At 31.7% G+C, this 20,093-nt stretch carries 20 protein-coding genes and 1 tRNA gene; 9 read left to right on the top strand and 12 right to left on the bottom strand.

What is annotated here, in order from left to right; all coding sequences use genetic code 11:
- Positions 1–145: 145 nt before the first annotated feature.
- The 3 genes from Q0K76_RS10900 to Q0K76_RS10890 all read left to right on the top strand — a co-directional run bounded on the left by Q0K76_RS10900 (position 146) and on the right by Q0K76_RS10890 (position 3,392).
- Positions 146–1,543: a hypothetical protein gene (locus tag Q0K76_RS10900; protein WP_294615590.1), complete on the top strand. Its 1,398-nt coding sequence runs from the start codon at positions 146–148 to the stop codon at positions 1,541–1,543.
- 21 nt (positions 1,544–1,564) lie between these two features.
- Positions 1,565–2,584 (top strand): SPFH domain-containing protein, encoded by a 1,020-nt coding sequence (locus tag Q0K76_RS10895; RefSeq protein ID WP_294615588.1) that lies wholly within the window; start codon positions 1,565–1,567, stop codon positions 2,582–2,584.
- A gap of 253 nt (positions 2,585–2,837) precedes the next feature.
- The gene (locus Q0K76_RS10890; RefSeq protein ID WP_294615586.1) at positions 2,838–3,392 is read left to right on the top strand and encodes a hypothetical protein; all 555 of its coding nucleotides are present in this window, start codon (positions 2,838–2,840) and stop codon (positions 3,390–3,392) included.
- Positions 3,393–4,039: 647 nt separating this feature from the next.
- On the opposite strand, the gene Q0K76_RS10885 is transcribed toward Q0K76_RS10890, so the two are convergent.
- The 12 genes from Q0K76_RS10885 to atoD form a co-directional block, all read right to left on the bottom strand.
- Positions 4,040–5,104: a tyrosine-protein phosphatase gene (locus Q0K76_RS10885; protein ID WP_294615584.1), complete on the bottom strand. Its 1,065-nt coding sequence runs from the start codon at positions 5,102–5,104 to the stop codon at positions 4,040–4,042.
- Between the two features lie 9 nt (positions 5,105–5,113).
- Positions 5,114–5,929 carry a PTS system mannose/fructose/sorbose family transporter subunit IID gene (locus tag Q0K76_RS10880; RefSeq protein WP_294615582.1) on the bottom strand — a complete coding sequence of 272 codons (816 nt, stop codon included), beginning with the start codon at positions 5,927–5,929 and terminating at the stop codon, positions 5,114–5,116.
- Complete coding sequence (locus Q0K76_RS10875) at positions 5,926–6,720, bottom strand: PTS sugar transporter subunit IIC (protein ID WP_294615580.1); 795 nt, start codon at positions 6,718–6,720, stop codon at positions 5,926–5,928. The genes Q0K76_RS10880 and Q0K76_RS10875 overlap by 4 nt, the downstream gene beginning before the upstream one ends.
- A 38-nt stretch (positions 6,721–6,758) precedes the next feature.
- Positions 6,759–7,232 carry a PTS sugar transporter subunit IIB gene (locus Q0K76_RS10870; RefSeq protein ID WP_294615578.1) on the bottom strand — a complete coding sequence of 158 codons (474 nt, stop codon included), beginning with the start codon at positions 7,230–7,232 and terminating at the stop codon, positions 6,759–6,761.
- Between the two features lie 10 nt (positions 7,233–7,242).
- Positions 7,243–7,674, bottom strand: a complete 432-nt coding sequence (locus Q0K76_RS10865; protein ID WP_294615576.1) for a PTS sugar transporter subunit IIA — start codon at positions 7,672–7,674, stop codon at positions 7,243–7,245.
- A gap of 232 nt (positions 7,675–7,906) precedes the next feature.
- The gene (locus tag Q0K76_RS10860) at positions 7,907–8,752 is read right to left on the bottom strand and encodes a MurR/RpiR family transcriptional regulator (RefSeq protein ID WP_294615574.1); all 846 of its coding nucleotides are present in this window, start codon (positions 8,750–8,752) and stop codon (positions 7,907–7,909) included.
- Between the two features lie 322 nt (positions 8,753–9,074).
- Entirely contained in the window at positions 9,075–10,469 is a 1,395-nt protein-coding gene (locus Q0K76_RS10855) for a sigma-54 dependent transcriptional regulator (protein WP_294615572.1), read from the bottom strand.
- Positions 10,470–10,485: 16 nt separating this feature from the next.
- A complete protein-coding gene (locus tag Q0K76_RS10850; protein ID WP_294615570.1) occupies positions 10,486–12,306 on the bottom strand; it encodes an ATP-binding protein in 1,821 nt (606 codons plus the stop codon).
- A gap of 189 nt (positions 12,307–12,495) precedes the next feature.
- On the bottom strand, positions 12,496–13,677 hold the full coding sequence (locus Q0K76_RS10845) for an acetyl-CoA C-acetyltransferase (protein ID WP_294615568.1): 1,182 nt from the start codon (positions 13,675–13,677) through the stop codon (positions 12,496–12,498).
- 24 nt (positions 13,678–13,701) lie between these two features.
- Entirely contained in the window at positions 13,702–15,048 is a 1,347-nt protein-coding gene (locus Q0K76_RS10840) for a TIGR00366 family protein (protein ID WP_294615566.1), read from the bottom strand.
- 3 nt (positions 15,049–15,051) lie between these two features.
- Entirely contained in the window at positions 15,052–15,711 is a 660-nt protein-coding gene (locus Q0K76_RS10835) for a 3-oxoacid CoA-transferase subunit B (protein ID WP_294615564.1), read from the bottom strand.
- A gap of 12 nt (positions 15,712–15,723) precedes the next feature.
- Positions 15,724–16,380: an acetate CoA-transferase subunit alpha gene (gene atoD, locus Q0K76_RS10830; protein WP_294615562.1), complete on the bottom strand. Its 657-nt coding sequence runs from the start codon at positions 16,378–16,380 to the stop codon at positions 15,724–15,726.
- 586 nt (positions 16,381–16,966) lie between these two features.
- Between atoD and Q0K76_RS10825 the strand changes: the two genes are divergently transcribed.
- The 6 genes from Q0K76_RS10825 to Q0K76_RS13065 all read left to right on the top strand — a co-directional run.
- Positions 16,967–17,040: transfer RNA gene (locus Q0K76_RS10825), tRNA-Cys, on the top strand.
- Positions 17,041–17,186: 146 nt separating this feature from the next.
- Positions 17,187–17,726, top strand: coding sequence for a hypothetical protein (locus tag Q0K76_RS10820; RefSeq protein WP_294615560.1), 540 nt, complete (start codon positions 17,187–17,189; stop codon positions 17,724–17,726).
- Positions 17,727–18,114: 388 nt separating this feature from the next.
- Positions 18,115–18,831: a hypothetical protein gene (locus Q0K76_RS10815; RefSeq protein ID WP_294615558.1), complete on the top strand. Its 717-nt coding sequence runs from the start codon at positions 18,115–18,117 to the stop codon at positions 18,829–18,831.
- 217 nt (positions 18,832–19,048) lie between these two features.
- Positions 19,049–19,465: a hypothetical protein gene (locus tag Q0K76_RS10810; RefSeq protein ID WP_294615556.1), complete on the top strand. Its 417-nt coding sequence runs from the start codon at positions 19,049–19,051 to the stop codon at positions 19,463–19,465.
- 329 nt (positions 19,466–19,794) lie between these two features.
- Positions 19,795–19,995: a hypothetical protein gene (locus Q0K76_RS10805; RefSeq protein ID WP_294615554.1), complete on the top strand. Its 201-nt coding sequence runs from the start codon at positions 19,795–19,797 to the stop codon at positions 19,993–19,995.
- The coding region (locus Q0K76_RS13065) for a DUF2345 domain-containing protein (protein WP_363322477.1) at positions 19,943–20,093 on the top strand (151 nt) is incomplete at its 3' end. The genes Q0K76_RS10805 and Q0K76_RS13065, both read left to right, overlap by 53 nt.

The following is a 20,093-nucleotide window of genomic DNA, read 5'->3' as shown; positions in this document are numbered from 1 at the left end:
ATTGTTAAACGTATAACGCTTAGATTATTAGTATTTGATAATACTAAACTAAAACAGTAATACAATTCAAGTGACACTTGTTTATAAAATGGATAAAATGACCTTTGATTTATCTTCAAAAAAATAATTATTAGAGTGAATAGGAATGGCAAAGCAAATTAAAGTAATAAAATGTCCTAATTGTGGAAGTGTACAAAAAACGGAAATAAAGCCAGAACATTATCTATGTGATAATTGTAATACAGAGTATATTTTAGATAACGATGATATTAATGTGAATATAAAATATCAAAATAAAACAGTTAAAAATTATTTTGATGAATCAAACAAAAAAATACTTATTATCATAATTTGTACTATTATTTTCATTGTTGTTTTGATCAGTATAATATCAGTGTCATTCAATTCAAAACCTTCGTATCATCAAGAAATTAATACGCCGCCGCGACAAACTAAAACTTCATCAATCAATACTCCGATAAGCCCTTCGGTTGAGCAACAAAATAGCCTTCAAAGTGTTAATTATAATTATTGCTCATTAGAAATAGTCGATAATAAGCCTTATGTAATAAGTATTGTTAAGCGTGAATACAGTAAATCGTTCCAAACTAAATCTAAATATTATTTTGTCGTTCATGATTTATTAGCAAACAAAATTATTCAGGAGCAAGAGCTTGATAAATTAAAACAAGATAGTTCAAGTTTTAATAATATTGATTTGGATTACTATGATTTCAGTAAAGATAAAACTTACCTGATTGTTAAAAAAAGCATTGTTTTTTTACTTGATAAAAAGAATTTTACTTTAACGGATGTAACTTCATCGTTACTTAATAATTACCCTCAATATAATACCGGAATTGCATCAGCTAACATCACAATAGCTCAAGGTTCACCAGAACGAGCTTTTCATATACTTACTGATGATGGCAAAAAAATTTATTATTATCCATTACATGATAAAGCCTATATTGATGATAATGATTTTTATATGCAGAAAAAAGATTTTGGGGTACCTAAAGATACCAGTGAGCATACTACATTTGATTTTGCTAAAAAGTATGATGATAATTTTAAATTAATTAAGTTTACTTATATTAGTCCTGATGGAGAAAATCATTATAGCATTATCTCAGCGAAGGTAGGTGATAACAATCCAGATGGTCCAGGTAAGTTTACTGATGCTGAGAGTGCTTATTATTTCTATAACGTTCAAAGTGTTCATCCGGGTTATAAACTTGTTTCTCATCAAAATTTAACGCCGAATCGGTTGTATTTTAATCCGAAAATTGTTTATGCTAATGATAATACATTAGTTATAAAAACAAAAACTAGTGCAAGTCCTGATTCGCATTATAATTATCAACAATTAGATACTAATAGTGGTAAAGTAATTTGGACTTTATCTGAAGATAAAATTAAGATTAAAGAAATGACTCCTTACAATGATGGTTTCATTACTAAGAATAAATGTGGTGAATATGTGATGATTGGTTCTGATGGAACAATTACACAAAAAATAACTTTAGCTAAGGAAAAATAATTAAGTATAAGGTAATTTAATATGGCTTTAAGCAATTTTTTTAAAAGGCAATTAAAAACAGTTATAGAATGGACAAATCAAGATCCTAATGTATTGTTTTATGAATTCCAACCACCAACAAATGAGATAAAAAACGCAAGTAAATTAATTGTTAATCCTGGACAAGGTTGTATTTTAGTTTATAAAGGTGAGGTTATTGATGTTTTAACAAAATCTGGAATTTATGAACTTTCAACTTCAAATCATCCTTTTATTACTAATTTAATAAAAATTTTGCAAAGCTTTGAAAGTGAACACAAAATGCATGTTTACTTTTTCCGTATGGCTAGTTTGGTAAATCAAAAATGGGGAACATCAACACCAATTAAGTATGTTGATGCCGTATATCAATTCCCTGTTGAACTTGGTGCCTATGGTACTTATTCAATTAAAATTGAACAAGCGGAGCTGTTTTTTAGTCAGATAATAGGGGCAAAATCGATATATACGGCTAATGATCTGAGTAACTTAATAATATCACGTGTTATTCCGACCATAACATCGCAATTAGCTACTGAAAGTTATTCATATCAAAATATTGATTCACAGCTGGTACAATTATCTGAACAAATTAAATCAAATCTGAAAATTACTTTTAGTAAATTGGGACTTGTTTTAGATGATTTTCAGGTTGAAGCTACTTCATTTAGTCAAGATACATTAGATCGTATAAGTAAAATAGCTGATTCACGCACCGATGCATTAGCTGCAAAAGAAGTCGGTTTAAATTATGTTGAACATGAAAAACTCAAAGCATTACGTGATGCCGCCCAAAATGAAGGCGGACTTGCTGGTGCAGGCTTACAACTCGGTGCAGGTATGGAATTAGCAAAATCGTTTGATTTAAACAACAGTGCTAATAATGCAAATACAACTACCGCAACTAATAACAATGAAACAATTATTAAGCAATTAAAACAATTGAAAGAACTGGTTGATGAAGGAATTTTAACCCAAGATGAATTTAATGCGAAAAAGGCCCAACTATTAGAAAAACTTTAGAAAAATGTAAAATAGTTCAACATTGTTTGCTATTTATAATAAAGCCAGTATGGTAAAAGATACTGGCTTTATTATATTGCTTAAATAAACTTAACTTTTTTGTAGTTAATTTATTTTGTATCCAAAAAGTCGTTATCAACTGTTTAATTTCTAAAAAATATGACACTTATTTTTATAATTGTTATATTCAAATAAATCGTAGAGAATAGCTAAAATTATTAATAATAAATTAATTTGTTAAGGAATAACTACAATGAAAAAAATAATTTCTGCTCTTTTAATTGGTTTTTGGGGTTTTAATATAACCAATTGCCTGGCCTCAGAACCACAACTTTCAAACTATTATAGTGATTTATCTGGTGAGCATTGTATCCGTACTGTTTTAGAAGAAGTAACAGGTAGTACTGCTGACAGATGCCCAGGTCCAAGTGGGTATATGCTTGATGTCCTTTATGATGATGATCGAATGTCAATTGATGTCATCACACCAAGTAAACAACAAGCATCATTAAATTATTGGGAAATTGTTTCATCTGGCTTTTCATCGATTGATGGTCAGGCTAACTGGTGGTTAAAAACCATTAACGGTAAACAGCAACCCGTTGCCTTAATTACCCCATTTGTTGCAACCGAAAATTTAGAAAATGGTGAAGATTTGACAGTAACTTATCAAGTAATAAGCAAAATTACCGACAATGAAATTTGTATTATTGGTAAAGTTGAAAAAACGCAAGCTCAAGCCGAGAGTTTAATCACGTCTTTGGTAAATAATGCAGATACTAAACCTTGTTTATCGCCAAAGGATTAATCATTACATAATGGTTGTTAACAATTTAATAAACAAGCTGGTTCAAATTTAAAAATGATAATAAATTTATTTATCAATTTATAATAAATGAATACTAAAAAATTGCTCAATTCATCGATATGTTATTGATTAATTTTCTAAGCGAGTTATTTATTTTTGGTATCAAAATATTCAAAGTCATACTTATCCTTAATTGTATTAGTTTTAACTAAATATGATATAGCGCTAAATCTAAGCTAGCTGACACTTGGTAATAAGATCGGAGTTAATTGTTACATAAAGACCAGAAAAATATTAGGCCCTAGCGCCAGCAGAGGTTCTATACATAGGCGAAAGGTTATATGGATAAAATGCAATACATTAAATTTAACTTTTAAATAATTTATAAAACCCAATTAGCTTTGAGCTAGTAGATGTAAATACTTTTTGCCAGTTTTTTAATTAAAAATTAAACTGATTAATTGAATACCTGAATGAATTTAATCATAAAGTTGAGCTAAATCAAATCTATTTAATTCAACTAGCTTACAGCTCATTTCTGCTCAAATTAAACTGTCAAGTTTTGTTGATTTCTATCTACAAAACTTGACAGCTTAAGTCTAGGAATGGAAATTATATCGCGCTTGATCTTTTAATTATCAAAACAATCAATCTTCTAAGTATAAATCTTGCATCGTTTGGAAATCTTGATCGGTAAAACCAAGTTCTTGCTTGATATAATTAGTTGGTGTACCAGCTACCTTTTTCATGGTGTTAAGAATTTCCTTAACAAAACTTTCACGAGTATCGATTAGGCTTAATAAATAACCTAATACATTTTCATTATCAGTAATTTTACGGTACGCCGCCATCTTAATTTTATTACGTTCTAAGCGATTATCATGAGTTAACATATAATCATAAATGATATCATCTTCAGATACACCTAACATAAGTTGAATCAATAATACACCATAACCAGTACGATCTTTGCCTCCACGACAATGTTGAATACTAGGGTTATTATTACTGTCTAACATTGCTTTAAGCATTTTACTGTAAGAATCTTTTGATTTATCACTTACAACAAAGTTACGATATTGCTCTAATACTTGCTCACCTTCACCATTAACTAAGTCTTTGGGAATATCACGTAATACGCTTTCAACTAATGCGCGATCTTCATCACTTGGGTCAGCAGCAAATTGTGCTGCTAGTTCCGCCGTTTGAGCAGAGGCATTTAAATGAAATGTTTGTTTTTCTCCTACATTAGTGTTTGGGCTGTTTTTTATTTCATTCTCACTACGATAGTCAATGATCGTTCTAATTCCAAGTGCTTGAATATAAGCTTGTGCATCTGGTTTTAATCCATGTAAATGATTAGAACGATAAAATAGCCCCCATTTAATTCGCTTACCATTTTTACCAATATAGCCACCAAAATCACGGAAATTATTCAACCCCGTTATTGGTAATGTCCTTTCACCAAATAGTAAAGGTGGTTTTCCATTAATTTGTAAAATGAAATAAATACGTTTTTTAGCTTGTAATGGATCATCAAATATTACTGGGCTTTGCACATTTTTACCAATTAGTGTTTTATTTTCAGTATATGCATTAGCTTCTTCGGTCCAATAGAGATCAATCGATGTTGGATTGATCAGGCTAAATGTTATAACTAAATTTCCTTGTTTATTACGGATAACTGATGGTGTTTTAATTTGTTTCAACATATTTTATCCTTATTTTAATATACCGAATATTGACAGAATTACACCAATTACCATTACACTTAAAATTAATATTACTGTATATTTTCCTTGAAACTTTTTGACTAAGAAAAATGTAACTAAAGCAAATAATAAAGTTAGAAAGTTTGGCATGACTTTATCAAACATTTCTTGTACTTTAATCGATTGTTCACCTACATTAATAGTTAATGGTGTTGCTACTTTGACCGTTGTTGCAATAAGGGAACCTAGTACCATTACACCTACAACATTGGCTAAATTACTGATTCGCTGAATAATATTAGAGTTTTTGGATTGTTCAATTAAGTCTACGCCTTTGTTGTATCCATAATGTATAAAGAAATATTTGGATAATACATTAACTAAATTATAAATTATGAACATTAAAATAGGACCAATAATATTGCCTTGTAAAGCAAAGGCTGCTCCGATACTGCCGCAAATTGGCATCCAAGTAAATTTAAGTAAACTATCGCCTAAACCGGCAAACGGTCCCATTAATCCTGCTTTAACTGAAATAACAGCATCTTTTTCATCTTCATTGGTTTTTTCTTCCATTGCTGCTGTTACACCTAAAATTAAAGCACCAGCATTAATTTGGGTATTGAAAAACTCTAAATGACGTTTCATGGCCCGTACCCGGGTTTCTTCATCTGCATCTTGATATAATCTATTTAATACAGGAGTCATACAATTAGCAAAACCTATCATTTGCATTTTTTCGTAGTTATAGGAAAAAGACATCGTTTGTAAATTCCAAAAGATACGATTGAGATCTTTTTTAGTTATTTTGTGTTGGGTACTCATAGATCATATTCCTCTTCAACGTTATTATTTAATGCAGGTTTATTATCTTGTTTATCATCATTATTATTTTTACTATTCATTGACGCCATGTCATAAAGTACAGCAAAAGCCAGAGCAATGAAGGTGATTGGGATAATTGGTAACTTTAAATATGTGGTTAACATAAAGCCAAGTAAAAAGAAGAACCACATACGACCCTTTAATAACATTAAAAGCAAAATACAGATCCCAACAGCAGGAATTAATTTTGAAGCGACTCCCATTCCAGTAATTATATTTTTTGGAATAGCATCTAAAATTGTTTTGATAAGATCACTTCCAAAATAAATCGCGATAAAACAAGGCACAGCACGAATCAAAAACCAGACTGGTGTCGAAAAGTAGTGTACTTTAACTAGTCCTCGGTAATTCCCATCTTGAATACTTTTTTCGGCCCATGGATTTAAGAAACAAGCAAATGAGCGCCATATAATTAGTAACTGTTGACATAACAATGAGACAGGAACGCCTAATGCGATGCCTGTTGCAATTCCTCCACCGGTTGTGATACCAAGAGAGACGCCAATAATTGCGCCAGCCACGATGTCAGGCGCAGAATAAGCACCAACATTACCAATGCCCATCCACATTAATTCTAGTGTTGCACTAATTGCAAGTCCTTGCACTACATCTCCCATAATAATACCCGCTATAGTTCCGGTTAATAAAGGTCTACGTAGCATCTGTGGTCCAACGTCATCCAATGAACAAATTCCCGCCCAAATGGCGACAAGAATAGCCTGTGTTAACATAGGTTAACCTCCGAATGTAATAAATAAATTGATTTTAACTAATTAAGTAAGGTTTTTAGTTCCACAATTGGATCTTTAGGTACCATTTGCACTTCAACCTCTAAATTTTTGGCAATTATATTTCTAAAAGCTTGTTCTTCCTCTGGGGTTACAGCAACTGCGCGTGATAATTGATGACGACCATCTTGCATTCGCATTCCACCAACATTTAATTTTTCAATTTCTAACCCATTATCAATTAGAGTATTAACATCAATACTATTAGTGAAAAGTAACATGGTGCGTTTTTTGATTGGTGTTTTTTTGATAATTTCTATAAATTTTTGAACACCAAAGACAAGTACTTTTAGCCCTGGGGGAGCTGACATAGTTAATACTGATTGCTGAACACTATCAGAAGCAACTTTGTCATTAATGATAAGCACTTGCTCAATATCATAATTTTTGACCCAAGTGGTAATAACTTGTCCATGAATAAGACGATCATCAATTCTGGCAACATTAATTGGCATTGTATTCTCCTTATAACTCTGTGGATTGCTCATTTTGGTTATTTAAATGTTGACCCACATCAAAGCAACTTTTTGAAAATAATTCTTTTATAGCGTTTTTAACATTTTGTAATGAATCTTCTCGATTATTTAATACTTCAAGTAATACTGGAATATTAAAGCCACATACTAACAATACATCATCGTATTGAATGGCTAATTCGCTCGCTAGATTGCAAGGTGTTCCTCCCATCAAGTCGACTAATATAATCACACCAAAACCTTGATTTAAAGTTTGATAACTTGCTAACATTTGTTGACGTAATTTTTCAATATTACTATCGATTTTAACTGATATTACGTCGATATCAGTTTGCCTACCCATTAACATTTCAGCACAATCAAGTGCACCTTGAGCAAAGAGACCATGACTTGCCAAAATAATGGGTAATTGTTTTTGCATGACTAATTTTCCTTTTAGTAATTTTTTTACTTAAATAAACAATTTTATTAGTAATAAAATTACATCTTAATAAAAAAATAGTCATTACTTTTTTATTAAATTTTTATTATTTTGTGAACAAGATCATATTTATTTAAAAAACAGTTAAATTGTAGGATAAAAAAAGGACGAGAATAAAATTAACAGAATGTAATAAATACACTAGAGAATAATTTTGTCAACGCAGTATGTATTATTGTTTACGCGGATATTTACGTTTTTCGCGATTTTGCGTTTGTTGAAATAAGTGTTCATCATATTTTCTGATAAACAAATTGGTCAGTAACATATTTACGACTGATATTTGTGAAATTTTTGAACGAATAGGAATAAGTCGTGAAGCATGTTCCATCGAAGTAGTATGTAACACAATTTTGGCTAATAAAGATATTGGGCTCTGTCCCATTTTGGTAATGGCAATAGACGGTACTTTCAAATTTTCAGCTAGTTTTAATAATTCTACGCATTCTGGTGTTTCACCAGAATGAGAGATAATAATGATTAAATCATTGTTATCTAAAGTACTAACAAGACTTCGGCTAATATGTGCATCAAAATGGCAGTTGACATCCTTTTTGATCTTAATGAGTTGATATTCCAACTCTTTACCAACTAAACCGCTACTGCCAATACCAAAAATAACAATTTTATGGCTATTAATAATCAAATCAATAGCGTGGTCTAATGCTTTAAGATTAACGATCGAATGGGTTTCATCAATTGAAGATTTTTCCATTGCTTGAACTTTACAATTTACATTTTGCAATGAATCATTCAAATTAATATCATCTTGTAAAACTTCAGTGGCTAATTTCTTAGGTGATGATGAAATTAAATCAATTTTAAAATCACTAAAACCACTATAACCCATTTTATTACATAAACGTAAAATTGTACTGGTACTAACATGGTTCAATTTAGCAAGTGCCTGGATACTAGTGTTTTTTAATTCTTGAATATGATTTTGGATAAATTCAGCAACGGCAAGCTCTTTAGCTGATAGATCTTTTTTCACTTCTCTCAGTTTTAATTCAATCAAAACTCACCTCAATTGTTATAGGTATTAATACAAAGTATATAAAATTAGTTTATAAATTTAAAAAGTTTTTTGGAATTAAACGTTATTGCTATCATGCAGTATTTATTAATTAATGCAATTATTATGTAATAAAAAATAAGGGGAATATTGATAGCCCATTGCAATTAATAAGTTTTCAAACAGAAACGAAGTAATAAAATAATTTTCATTATCATCATTTTTTGATGATTAACAGCTGACTAAAATTTGGTAATTTATTAATTTTGAGTTATATGCATAAAATACAGACTAACAATATTGCCAATATTAATGGTTAATTTAGTTAGTTAATGGTTTCAAATATTTCATATTCTTGCATTTTATAAAGTAAGGTACGTTTACTAACACCTAATGATTTTGCTGTATTTTCTCTATGACCGTTATGATGTTTTAATTCATTAATAATTAATTCTTTTTCATAATTTTTGACTTTTTCTTTTAACGTGGTACCAAGTGAATCATAATCATTAAAATTAGGGCTTAAATTGGGCATGTTTTTATTGGCGATAACATGAGATGGTAAATCTTGAGAATAGATGAATAAACCTTTAGACATAATCACTGCATACTCAATAGCATTAGATAATTCACGAATATTACCTGGCCAAGTGTATTGATTAAGTGCTTCGACCGCATCAATGGAAAAATCTAATAATTGCTTATTGTTTTCCTGGCAAAATTGATTTGCAAAATAACGAGCTAATAGCATTATATCATTTTGTCTGTCGCGTAAAGGCGGCAAATCTAATGCCATTACATTGAGCCGATAAAAAAGATCTTGTCTAAATTTTCCTGCTTCAACTAATTCTTGTAAGTTTCGATTAGTTGCGGTAATTAATCGAAAATCAGTTTTAATTAATTTGCTACCGCCAATTGGTTCAAATTCCTTTTCTTGAATGACGCGCAGTAATTTAACTTGCAAATTAGTTGACATTTCACCCACTTCATCTAAAAAAAGAGTACCTAAATGTGCACGTTCAAATAAGCCTAGTTGACGTTGAAATGCACCTGTAAATGAACCTTTTTCATGGCCAAATAAGGTACTTTCTAACAGTGTTTCAGGTAATGCGCCACAATTAACTTTAATAAAAGGGCCGGTTGAACGCGTACTATAAAAATGAATTGTTTTTGCAACTAATTCCTTACCGGTTCCACTTTCGCCACTTATTAAAACTGTTGTTTTCGTTTGTGACACTTTGGCTATATTACGGCAAAGTTCCATCATATTGGGGCTATTGGTCAAGATATGGTCATTGTTGTCAGCATTATATAATTCAATTTTATGAGATAAATCAATACCTTGCTTTTTGGCTCTATTTAACTCTAAAGTTCGATGAATTAGTGCTTTTAGTTCATTAAGATCAAACGGTTTTACAATATAATCATAAGCCCCCAATTTTAGTGCTTCAACCGCGGTATCTACACCAGCATATGCAGTCATCAATATGACATACATATCAGGGTGAGACTCTTTTATGACTTTGAGCGTATCAAGTCCACTCATTTGCGGTAAACGATTATCCAATAAAATTAAATCTATGGATTGTTGTTCAATCAGTTTGAGTGCTTCTTCACCATTATCAACGGCAATAACTTGATAATGTTCTTGCAATAATAAAATAGTAAGTAATTTACGTAAATTTACTTCATCTTCGACAATTAAAATTTTTTCTGACATAGGATCCTTTGTATACTTAATTAATAGGAAGAGCTATCTCAACAGTTATACCTCTTTGATTATCATTATTTTTAATTAAAATTTTACCTTTATGGGAAGCAATAATTTTCTGTACCATTGAAAGGCCAAGACCTGTTCCTGATATTTTAGTTGTAAAAAATGGGGTAAAGACTTTATCTATTAACTCTGTTGGAATCCCTTCACCATTATCTTTAATTCGAATTAATTGATACTTTTGGTTACTGGATAATAATGTACTTATTTCGATAATACCTTGCCCTTTTATTGCTTGAATGGCATTAATTAGCAAATTTAATAGCGCTTGTTTGATTAACTCTTTATCTATATATAATGATGGTGCTTGATCATCTAATGCAAGAATAATAGAAATATTATTTGAACGATGCGAAGTATTAACGAGTACTAATACTTCTTCGATAACGTTATTTAATTTAGTTGAAACATAATAATTTTTGGATGGTACTGAAAAATCTAATAACTGTTGGATCACTTGATTGATTGAATCGACCTCTTTGAGAATAATAGCAATGTATTCTTGTTTTTCATTAAGAGGTAGATCATTTTGTAAATATTGGACAAAACCACGAACAGCCGCTAATGGATTGCGAATTTCATGAGCAATACCTGCCATAAGTTCGCCAAGTGCGACTAGCCTTTCTGTTTGTTGAATTAATTTTTCGACTTCTTTTTGTTCTGTAATATCTTTAAAAATTACTACTGCACCAATGATATTTCCTTGATAGTCTTTTAAATGACTGGTACTTGATGAAATTTTTATTATTTGTCCAGCAACAGGAAAGTCAACTTCAATACTAATATGATCAATACCATTATATAAAGTATCAAGTAATGGACTATCAAAATTTTTATCATCAACTAAAGTCGAGTAGGGCTTGCCTAACACTTGTTCCAACTTATAACCAGTCATTTGTTCAGCAGCTGGATTAAGCATAGTAATGGCACCATTATTATCAACGGTAATAACACCATCTAAAGTGTTTTCTAATATCAGTTCATTGATTGTTTTAGTTTTTCTTAATCTTTCAGCCAGTCCATTTATACCATTAACAATTTCATTCAATTCTCCACGAATGGCAGGTAATCGTAGCGTTAGGTCAAAGGGTAATGTTTGTAATCCATGTTTGATTACATTAATATCAGCATTAAGTTTTTGTGCTAAAATTAAAGCAATAAAAATACAACTCAACATACAAACAATACTGATGATGATCACATTTTTATCAAAAACAAACGTTTGTTTTTCTATGTCATCAAGCGTTTCATTAGCCCAAATATAACCTAATATTTGATCCCCGCGGACAATAGGGATCATTGCATTCATAATGTTGCCTCTAATTTGTTTACCGATATCAATAATATTATGCCCAGTTGACATCACCTCTCGCCCTTTATGGGTGGTCGATATTGACTTACCAACATTGACACCATAATTAAATTGTGGCGCATATACAACAATAGCATCAAGTTGCTTATGATAATAACCAGCAGCCACTTGTGGCATAGTGACAAGTAATGGTTCAATTTTGGGGGATAAATATTGATTTATTTGTATGATTTGTTCTTGTCGCGATAATGTAACATCAACTTGTTGGTAGGTATCATCTAATAATAAATCTAACATTTTTGTAATCGCGTATAACTTTTGACTTTTTTCTTGAATCAAAAGATCTCGACCTTCTCTATCAATGAATATTGCAAAAACGATAATAGAAAAACATGATAATAATGTAACCAATAAAAAAATACGGGCACTGATTTTATCTGGATATAACTTTTTAAAAAGATTGGATGTCATACAAGTTTAAATCCTTAATTATCAATCTTTTATAAATAATAATTAGACTTTTTTTTAAATAATTTATTAATATATCAAGATTATGCCTTAAATCTTTTTAGCTAACAAGTTAGGTGGTGCCTACTAAACTTGTCACCACCAATCGTCATTTGCTATAGCACTAGTTAAACAAATTTATATAAAAACAGATTAATAACGTTCAATAATCACTGATGTACCTAATCCGCCACCTATGCACAAAGTAGCTAACCCAAATTGTTTGTTACGATGTATCATTGAATAAAGTAAGGTAACTAAAATGCGTGCACCACTAGCACCAATAGGGTGACCTAAGGCAATGGCTCCTCCATGAATATTGGTCTTATCCATGTCAAAATTAAGTTCACGACCTACACCCAAAAATTGCGCTGCAAAGGCTTCATTTGCTTCAATTAAATCGATATCAGCGAGTTTCAATCCAGCTTTTTGTAAAGCTAATTTTGTTGCAGGAACGGGCCCTAAACCCATGACACTTGGATCGACACCACCAGAAGCATAGCTACGAATATAAGCTAATGGAGTCAATCCTAATTGTTTAGCTTTGGTTTCAGACATAATAACTAATGCCGCCGCGCCGTCATTAATACCAGAAGCATTACCAGCAGTAATAGTTCCTTCTTTTTTGAAGGCAGGGCGGAGTTTAGTTAATCCTTCTAAAGTTGCATCAAATTTAGGATGCTCATCTTCTTTAAAAACGATATCTCCTTTACGACTTTTAATCGTAACTGGCACAATTTCGTCAACAAAATCACCATTTTTAATGGCTTGTGTTGCTAGTTGTTGAGAACGTAATGCCAATTGATCTTGTTCTAAACGACTAATACCATATTGTTCGGCAATATTTTCTGCGGTTATTCCCATATGATAATGGTTAGTTGCACAACTTAAACCATCATTGACAAGTGTGTCATAAAGTTCTGCATTGCCCATTTTTAAACCCCAACGGACTTTACTATTTAACAGATAAGGCGCTTGTGTCATATTTTCCATACCACCAGCTACCACGACATCATTATCACCAGTTAAGATACTTTGTGTTGCTAAGGCGACTGATTTCAAGCCACTACCACATACTTTATTAACCGTGAAGGCAGGGACACTATTAGCAATATTGGCAGATAATGCCGCTTGACGTGCTGGATTTTGTCCTAATCCACCCTGTAAAACGTTACCCATAATGACTTCATTGACTAAACTTGCATCTAATTGAGCGCGTTTTAATGCTTCTTGAATAACAATTTTTCCCAGTTCAATACTTCCTACAGCGGCTAATGAACCATTAAATGTACCGATTGCCGTTCTGGTAGCACTAACAATTACAACTTTTGACATAATTAAATTCCTTGCTATTAAAAATTAGAAAAAATACAAACCAATTAAGAATATTGGTGTGGTGAATATTAATGCGGTCATGCAATATCCCATAATATCTCTCACACCCAGTCCTGCTATGGCTAATGCTGGTAGAGCCCAAAATGGCTGTAACATATTCATCCATTGTTCTCCATAAGCAATCGCCATTGTCGATTTACCTAAATCGGCACCGAGCGCTTGTGCTGCGGGAATAACAAATGGTCCTTGAATAACCCAGTGCCCACCCCCAGAAGGAACAGCAAAATTAATAATACCTGAGCTAAAAAATGTCCAAATTGGGAAGGTATCTTTATTAGCAATGTTGATAAAAAATTCAGTGATCAATCCCCCTAAACCTGAGTGTTCCATCATTAATTGAATACCTGCATAGAATGGAAATTGAATAATGATTCCGGAAGTACTTTTAGTGGCATTAGATATTGCGCGCATGTAAGCCATCGGCGTACGATGTAGTAAAACGCCAGCGGTTAAAAAGATTAGATTGACGGTGTTAATAGTGATATTAAATCCATTGTAATAGAAATAAATCATCAAATAACTGATGCCTAACACACCTATTAATAACGAAAGTAACTTACTTTCTTCTAATTTTTCTGCAACTGTTGCATTTTTGCGATCGATTTTCTTTTGGAAATCTGGTTCTGGCGCCAACAATTCAGGGTTAATGACATTAATCGTGCTGTCATTTCTGACCATAAAACGCACTAATAATGGTAAGCACAGTAGTAACATTAATGTAATAAAAATATTACTAGCTGAAAACATGGTGTGGGAAATAGGTATAAGACCTTGTGGATTAGTCTCACTCACCATAAGATGTGCAACAGGGTTACCTGGTGTTGCTGCCATTAATGGCATTGAACCCGATAAACCTCCACCCCAAGTCATAAAGGCAATATAAGCACAGGCAATAAGTAGACCATAATCAACATTTTTTACCTGCCTTGCAACTTCTTTTGCAAGCATTGCCCCAACAACTAAGCCAAATCCCCAATTTAAAATGCAAGCTATACATCCTACAAAAGTTACTAGCATTGCAGCTTGGGTTGGCGTTTTAGCTAATGAAGCAATGGAAACTAAAATAGCCTTAATCGGTGGTGAACTTGCTAAAGCATGACCCGTAACCACAATCAATGCCATTTGCATACCAAAAGCTAACAGATTCCAAAAACCATCTCCCCACATTTTGACCAGTCCGAGTGGTTGAGAATCAGTTAAGCCCCATGCCATCAAAAAAATGATGAAGGTTAACATTAAAGCAAAGATTAAGGGATCTGGTAGATATTTACTGACCAAGCTAGTTGTATATTTTGATAAACGAGAAATCATAAATTATTGCTCCTCACTATCAATTGGCATAAACTTTAAGTCATCAGCAACAATAAATTCTGCTGCGGTTTTACTACGGACCGTATCAACATCTACTCCTTTTGCTGTTTCAATTAAATACAATTGCTCATTTCTAAATTCAAAAACAGCCAGTTCTGTTACAATCATGCTCACTTTCCCTTTAGCGGTTAATGGTAATGTGCATTGGCGTAATATTTTGGCTTCACCATTTTTAGTACAATGTTCCATGGCAATAATGACTTTTTTGGCTCCGGTAACGAGATCCATTGCCCCACCCATTCCAGGAATCATCTTGCCCGGTACCATCCAATTAGCTAAGTTACCGTCTTGATCCACTTCTAAACCGCCGAGAACGCAAGCATCAACATGACCACCGCGAATAAGCACAAAAGAAAATGCACTATCAAACATTGATGCTCCAGCAATAAGTCCGCAAGGTTGTCCTCCGGCATTGACAATATTTGGTTCATCTACTGTTTTAGGTCCTAAACCTAAAAAACCATTTTCTGATTGAAGGGTAATATTGATACCTTTTGGCAAATAATTGACTACTTGAGTCGGTAAACCAATACCCAGATTAACAACATCACCATCATGCAACTCTAGTGCAACGCGACGTGCAATTAACTCTTTTTTATCCATTACCATTCTCCTTTATTTGTCAGAACTCACTATAAAATCAACTAACGCCGCAGGTGTCATTACTGAATCAGCATCGATCTGCCCAACTTCAACAAGATGATCGACCTGAGCAATAACTGTTTTAGCTGCTGTTGCAATTAATGGGTTAAAATTTCGTGCGGCATATTGGTAAACTAGATTACCGCTGTAATCTGCTTTATGTGCTTGTACGATAGCGAGATCGGCACAAATAGGCAGTTCTAATAAATATTTAATCCCATTGATTGTCAGCACTTGTTTGCCTTCTTCGACTATAGTGCCGACCCCAGTCGGAGTTAAAATTCCACCTAAACCCGCACCGCCACAGCGAATTCTTTCAGCTAAAGTACCTTGTGGAACAAGCTCAACTTCGATTTCGCCAGAAATCATTTTTTTACCTGTTTCAGGGTTGGTACCGATATGTGAAGCTATTAATTTTTTTACCCGGTTGTTGGTAATTAAAGGTCCGACACCGGTATCGACAAAAGCAGTATCATTCCCAATAATAGTTAAATCTTTGATACCTGAATCTAAAATTATTTTGACGATTTTATCTGGTGTACCACATCCCATAAAACCACCAAACATGATTGACATATTGTCTCGTAAGTGATTTTTGATTTGGTCTGAACTTATCAATTTTTTCTTCATGTGTTTTCCCCTTGGTATAACTACAAATAGCTGTATTCCTATTGCTAATGGCAATATTGCAATTGATATACCAAGTTGAAAAAAATTGAATTGAATAAATAATTATTTGATTTATATTTATAAATTAAAGATAAGAATCGTATAAAAATGTGAGGGCAGTGCAACTATTTGCACATAAACGCAAAATATATTGCGTATAAAGATATTAAGGACATTTGCCTGCCTAGTGTTTGAGCGATAATATTTTATTCACCCCCATATTCTTTGGGTAAGCAGTTAGGCATTTTTTTATTAGTAAGTTGTTTATATTTCTTTATCTTAACTTTGTTCGCTGACTGGGAAATCATTATAAATGACTTACTTTTGTTATTATCACCATTATTTTAGTTAAGATTGGCACTGAGTATTTGAATTCAAGTATGATTTTATACTGAAACGTATGGTTAACCTGAAACATTTTTACAAATCTATCTAATCGAGGTTTTTTCTGATAAAAACATGTGAATGCTCTAATTATAAACTATTTAATCTTGACGACTAAACCAGCCAATGCTACTATTTGCCACCTATTCAAATAGACCTCAACGGCGCGTTGGCAGAGTGGCCATGCTGCGGATTGCAAATCCGTCTACCTCGGTTCGATTCCGGGACGCGCCTCCATTAAATATCTGCATAATCAATAAAATAGATATTTATCCATTCAAAAAACACTACGTTTGGCATATTACTTAGAATATACTGTTAGAATAAATTTTCTTTTTTTAGAAAGTAGTAGTCAGCCATTAAAGGCATAGGAAATTAATTATATGAATGATGAAAAATATCAAGAAGCTAAAGAAATATTTTTTAACTATCAGGGTAGTGCCTTTTTTATGGCTAACGATGGTGTATATGAAACATATAAAAGTTATGCCGTCCCACCAGCTATATCAGACCAATGGTACCTAGAATTGCTGTTAAAAAATAAAGAACAGCTTTTATCTGCAGCAAATAATAGTGAAATAGCATGGCGTTTTTATTTATATTTAAACTTAATTAGATGTAACAAGCAATATTTCACTAATGATGATATCCAATTTGCTTTTGATTATTTCTGTAAAAGTGAAAAGTTAGATAATTTTTCTTATTTATTGATGATAGAGCAAATAATAGATTTTATAAAATCTATCAATCTGACAGATAATTCGATTAAAAATTATTGTAAAAAGATCCTGGAAAATATGAATATTGATTCATTTACTGTTGATGATAGTTATACGTATGAGGGTAAATTTCCTTCCTATACATTAAAAGAAAGGGTATCACAACGAATTTTAGATGATCTTAATGATTTAAGTAATTTATAAAATCCGTTTGCTAATTTTTTTAGTCAAACAATAACACTACTTATATTATCAAGAAAATTAGTGACAAAATAATTTTCAATTATCAAAACCGTCAATGATTTGTGCTGGTATAGTAATATTTATGAACCTGACGCTAATCCTCAACTAATCCTAATTTAAAGTAACATAAGGCAGCGTTTACTGGAAATGAACGCACTTAAAAATCGGAAAAAAGTAATTAAAAATGCAGTTGGCTTTGACTAAACATCCAGATAATATATGGATATCATTCTAAAAAATCAGTAATTCATCAATTTTGTTGAAATGAAGCAACTTAACCTTCGAACAATATATAAATTCGTATAATAAAAATGGCAATATAATCAGTCCTAAATGGAACCATCTAGTAATGAAAAAGATGAATCTAAATATTTTGCAAGAAAAGGCTCGCTTAATAACGATTAAGGAATTAGAAAAATATAACTTTCCTCATGAACTGTATCAATACATGGTGCTAGATATACTGTTTTATAATAAACAAGAACATATTTTTATCTTACATATTCCAGGTATATCACCAAGTGATAGTATTGTTATTTCAAGCACTCATATAAATGTCTATACTGGAGAGGGTTTTGTTGAATATGTAGGATTAAACCCACTTAATTTTGAAAACCTAAATAAATATGAAAAAAACTATGAGTTATCTGAAGATTTTTTAGGAAAAAACATTGCAATTCCGATTCAGAATAAATTATTTGTTACAGCACAAGTGGTTTATGAATCGCATATTTTTTATAATCAAATTTTGTTAGGAGTTTATGGTAATCCTGTCCGATTTAACAATACCATATCCTGCGCTCCAGAACTTCCCAGCCAATTTTTAATGCTAATTTATACTTCAAATCAATTTATCAAAAATAAACACTGGTCAATAATTGAAGGAAAACATAATAAAATATGCAGCCAAACTTTAGCGCGAAGAATTATTACTGAAAATTTATGGTTAAATGATATATTAATTAGAAAAGCGACATCACAAGATAAACTAACATTTGATGTTATGGAAATAAAATCAAAAGAAGAAGTAGAAAATACCATTCAAACATTTTTCAAATTACTGTAAAGAATGAAGCTGATGATTCAGCGTTGCAATATTGTATTTACTTTGTATGTCGTTAAAATTTTATACAAATGTCTAGCACATCTATTTAGAGATATATATCAAAAAAATATTTAGATGATATTTCATACTAACATAATCAAGTTGCAAAAAGACCAATAAAACAACCATTACAATATCAGATATAAATACCAGATAATGAGCGTTGGAATGACAATTTATGAATACGGTAAATTATGATTATTACAAAAGTTTTGAAGGTGAAGGGGAAATTAATATCATTAGAATAAGAAAAAATGGTGATAAAATTATTCTAAAAATATGGCAAGGTTATTTTGATCTATTATTAGATGCAATCCTCAATGGTACTGAATTTAAAGATCCAACCGAATTAAAAGGAATTTTAAAATGTTACTATTACTTATCCGATTTCTATGATTATGAACCTTATTTTATTGATAATATAGCATTAGAAATCGATAATTTAATCAAATTCAATGTAAATAAAATATCTAATAAAAAACAATTAAAATCAGATTTATTACTAACACCAATTATTGAGATTAAAGAAAATATATTAACTTTATTAAATGAAGCATTAGCAATGGGAGATGAAGTATACATAAAGTTAGTGTGAGAATTATAAAATAATTGTACTGTTTTAAAATGAAAAACGAGGTAAAACTAGGTAAAACTAGCGTTTAATCATTCACTATCCTATTTTTTAATGCTTTATCAGTGTTTTGGCCTTATAAAGGGTTTTAACAGCCACCTAACCTATTCAATTAACTGACATTATTACTATTAAACCATTTATTTACTAAAAGTGGTTAAATTATATCGCATATTATATTATACTTTAATTATGTTATCTTTTTAGTTTATGCTCAAAACAGCATTAATACGCTGTAGCAATAATAAAATTATTAATAATGGAATGTATAGATTAAAAAACAGGAGAAGCAGATGGCGAGCAAAGTTAACCGTCTAATCGGTCAATTAGGTGCAGAATTGGCAGGCGGATTAGTTGGTAGTTTGGGTGGCATTAGCCATAACCGTTATACCTTAACGGTGGAAAGCGTGAGTTCGCCGGTGTCTATCCTCCGCTCAAGCAATCGGATTATTTGCCCAAAAAGCCGGGATAAAGCTATTTGCCAATCAGGGTAATGTTGAGATGCAGGCCCAACATGACAATCTGAATGTGGCGGCTAAACAAGATATCAAGGTAGATAGTGTAGACGGCAGTGTAACGGTGACAGCAAGCC

Source organism: uncultured Gilliamella sp. (genome assembly GCA_945271295.1).
GTDB lineage: Bacteria > Pseudomonadota > Gammaproteobacteria > Enterobacterales > Orbaceae > Gilliamella.
Note: the sequence above shows the minus strand (reverse complement) of the source record. Positions and strands in the feature narration are given on the sequence as shown.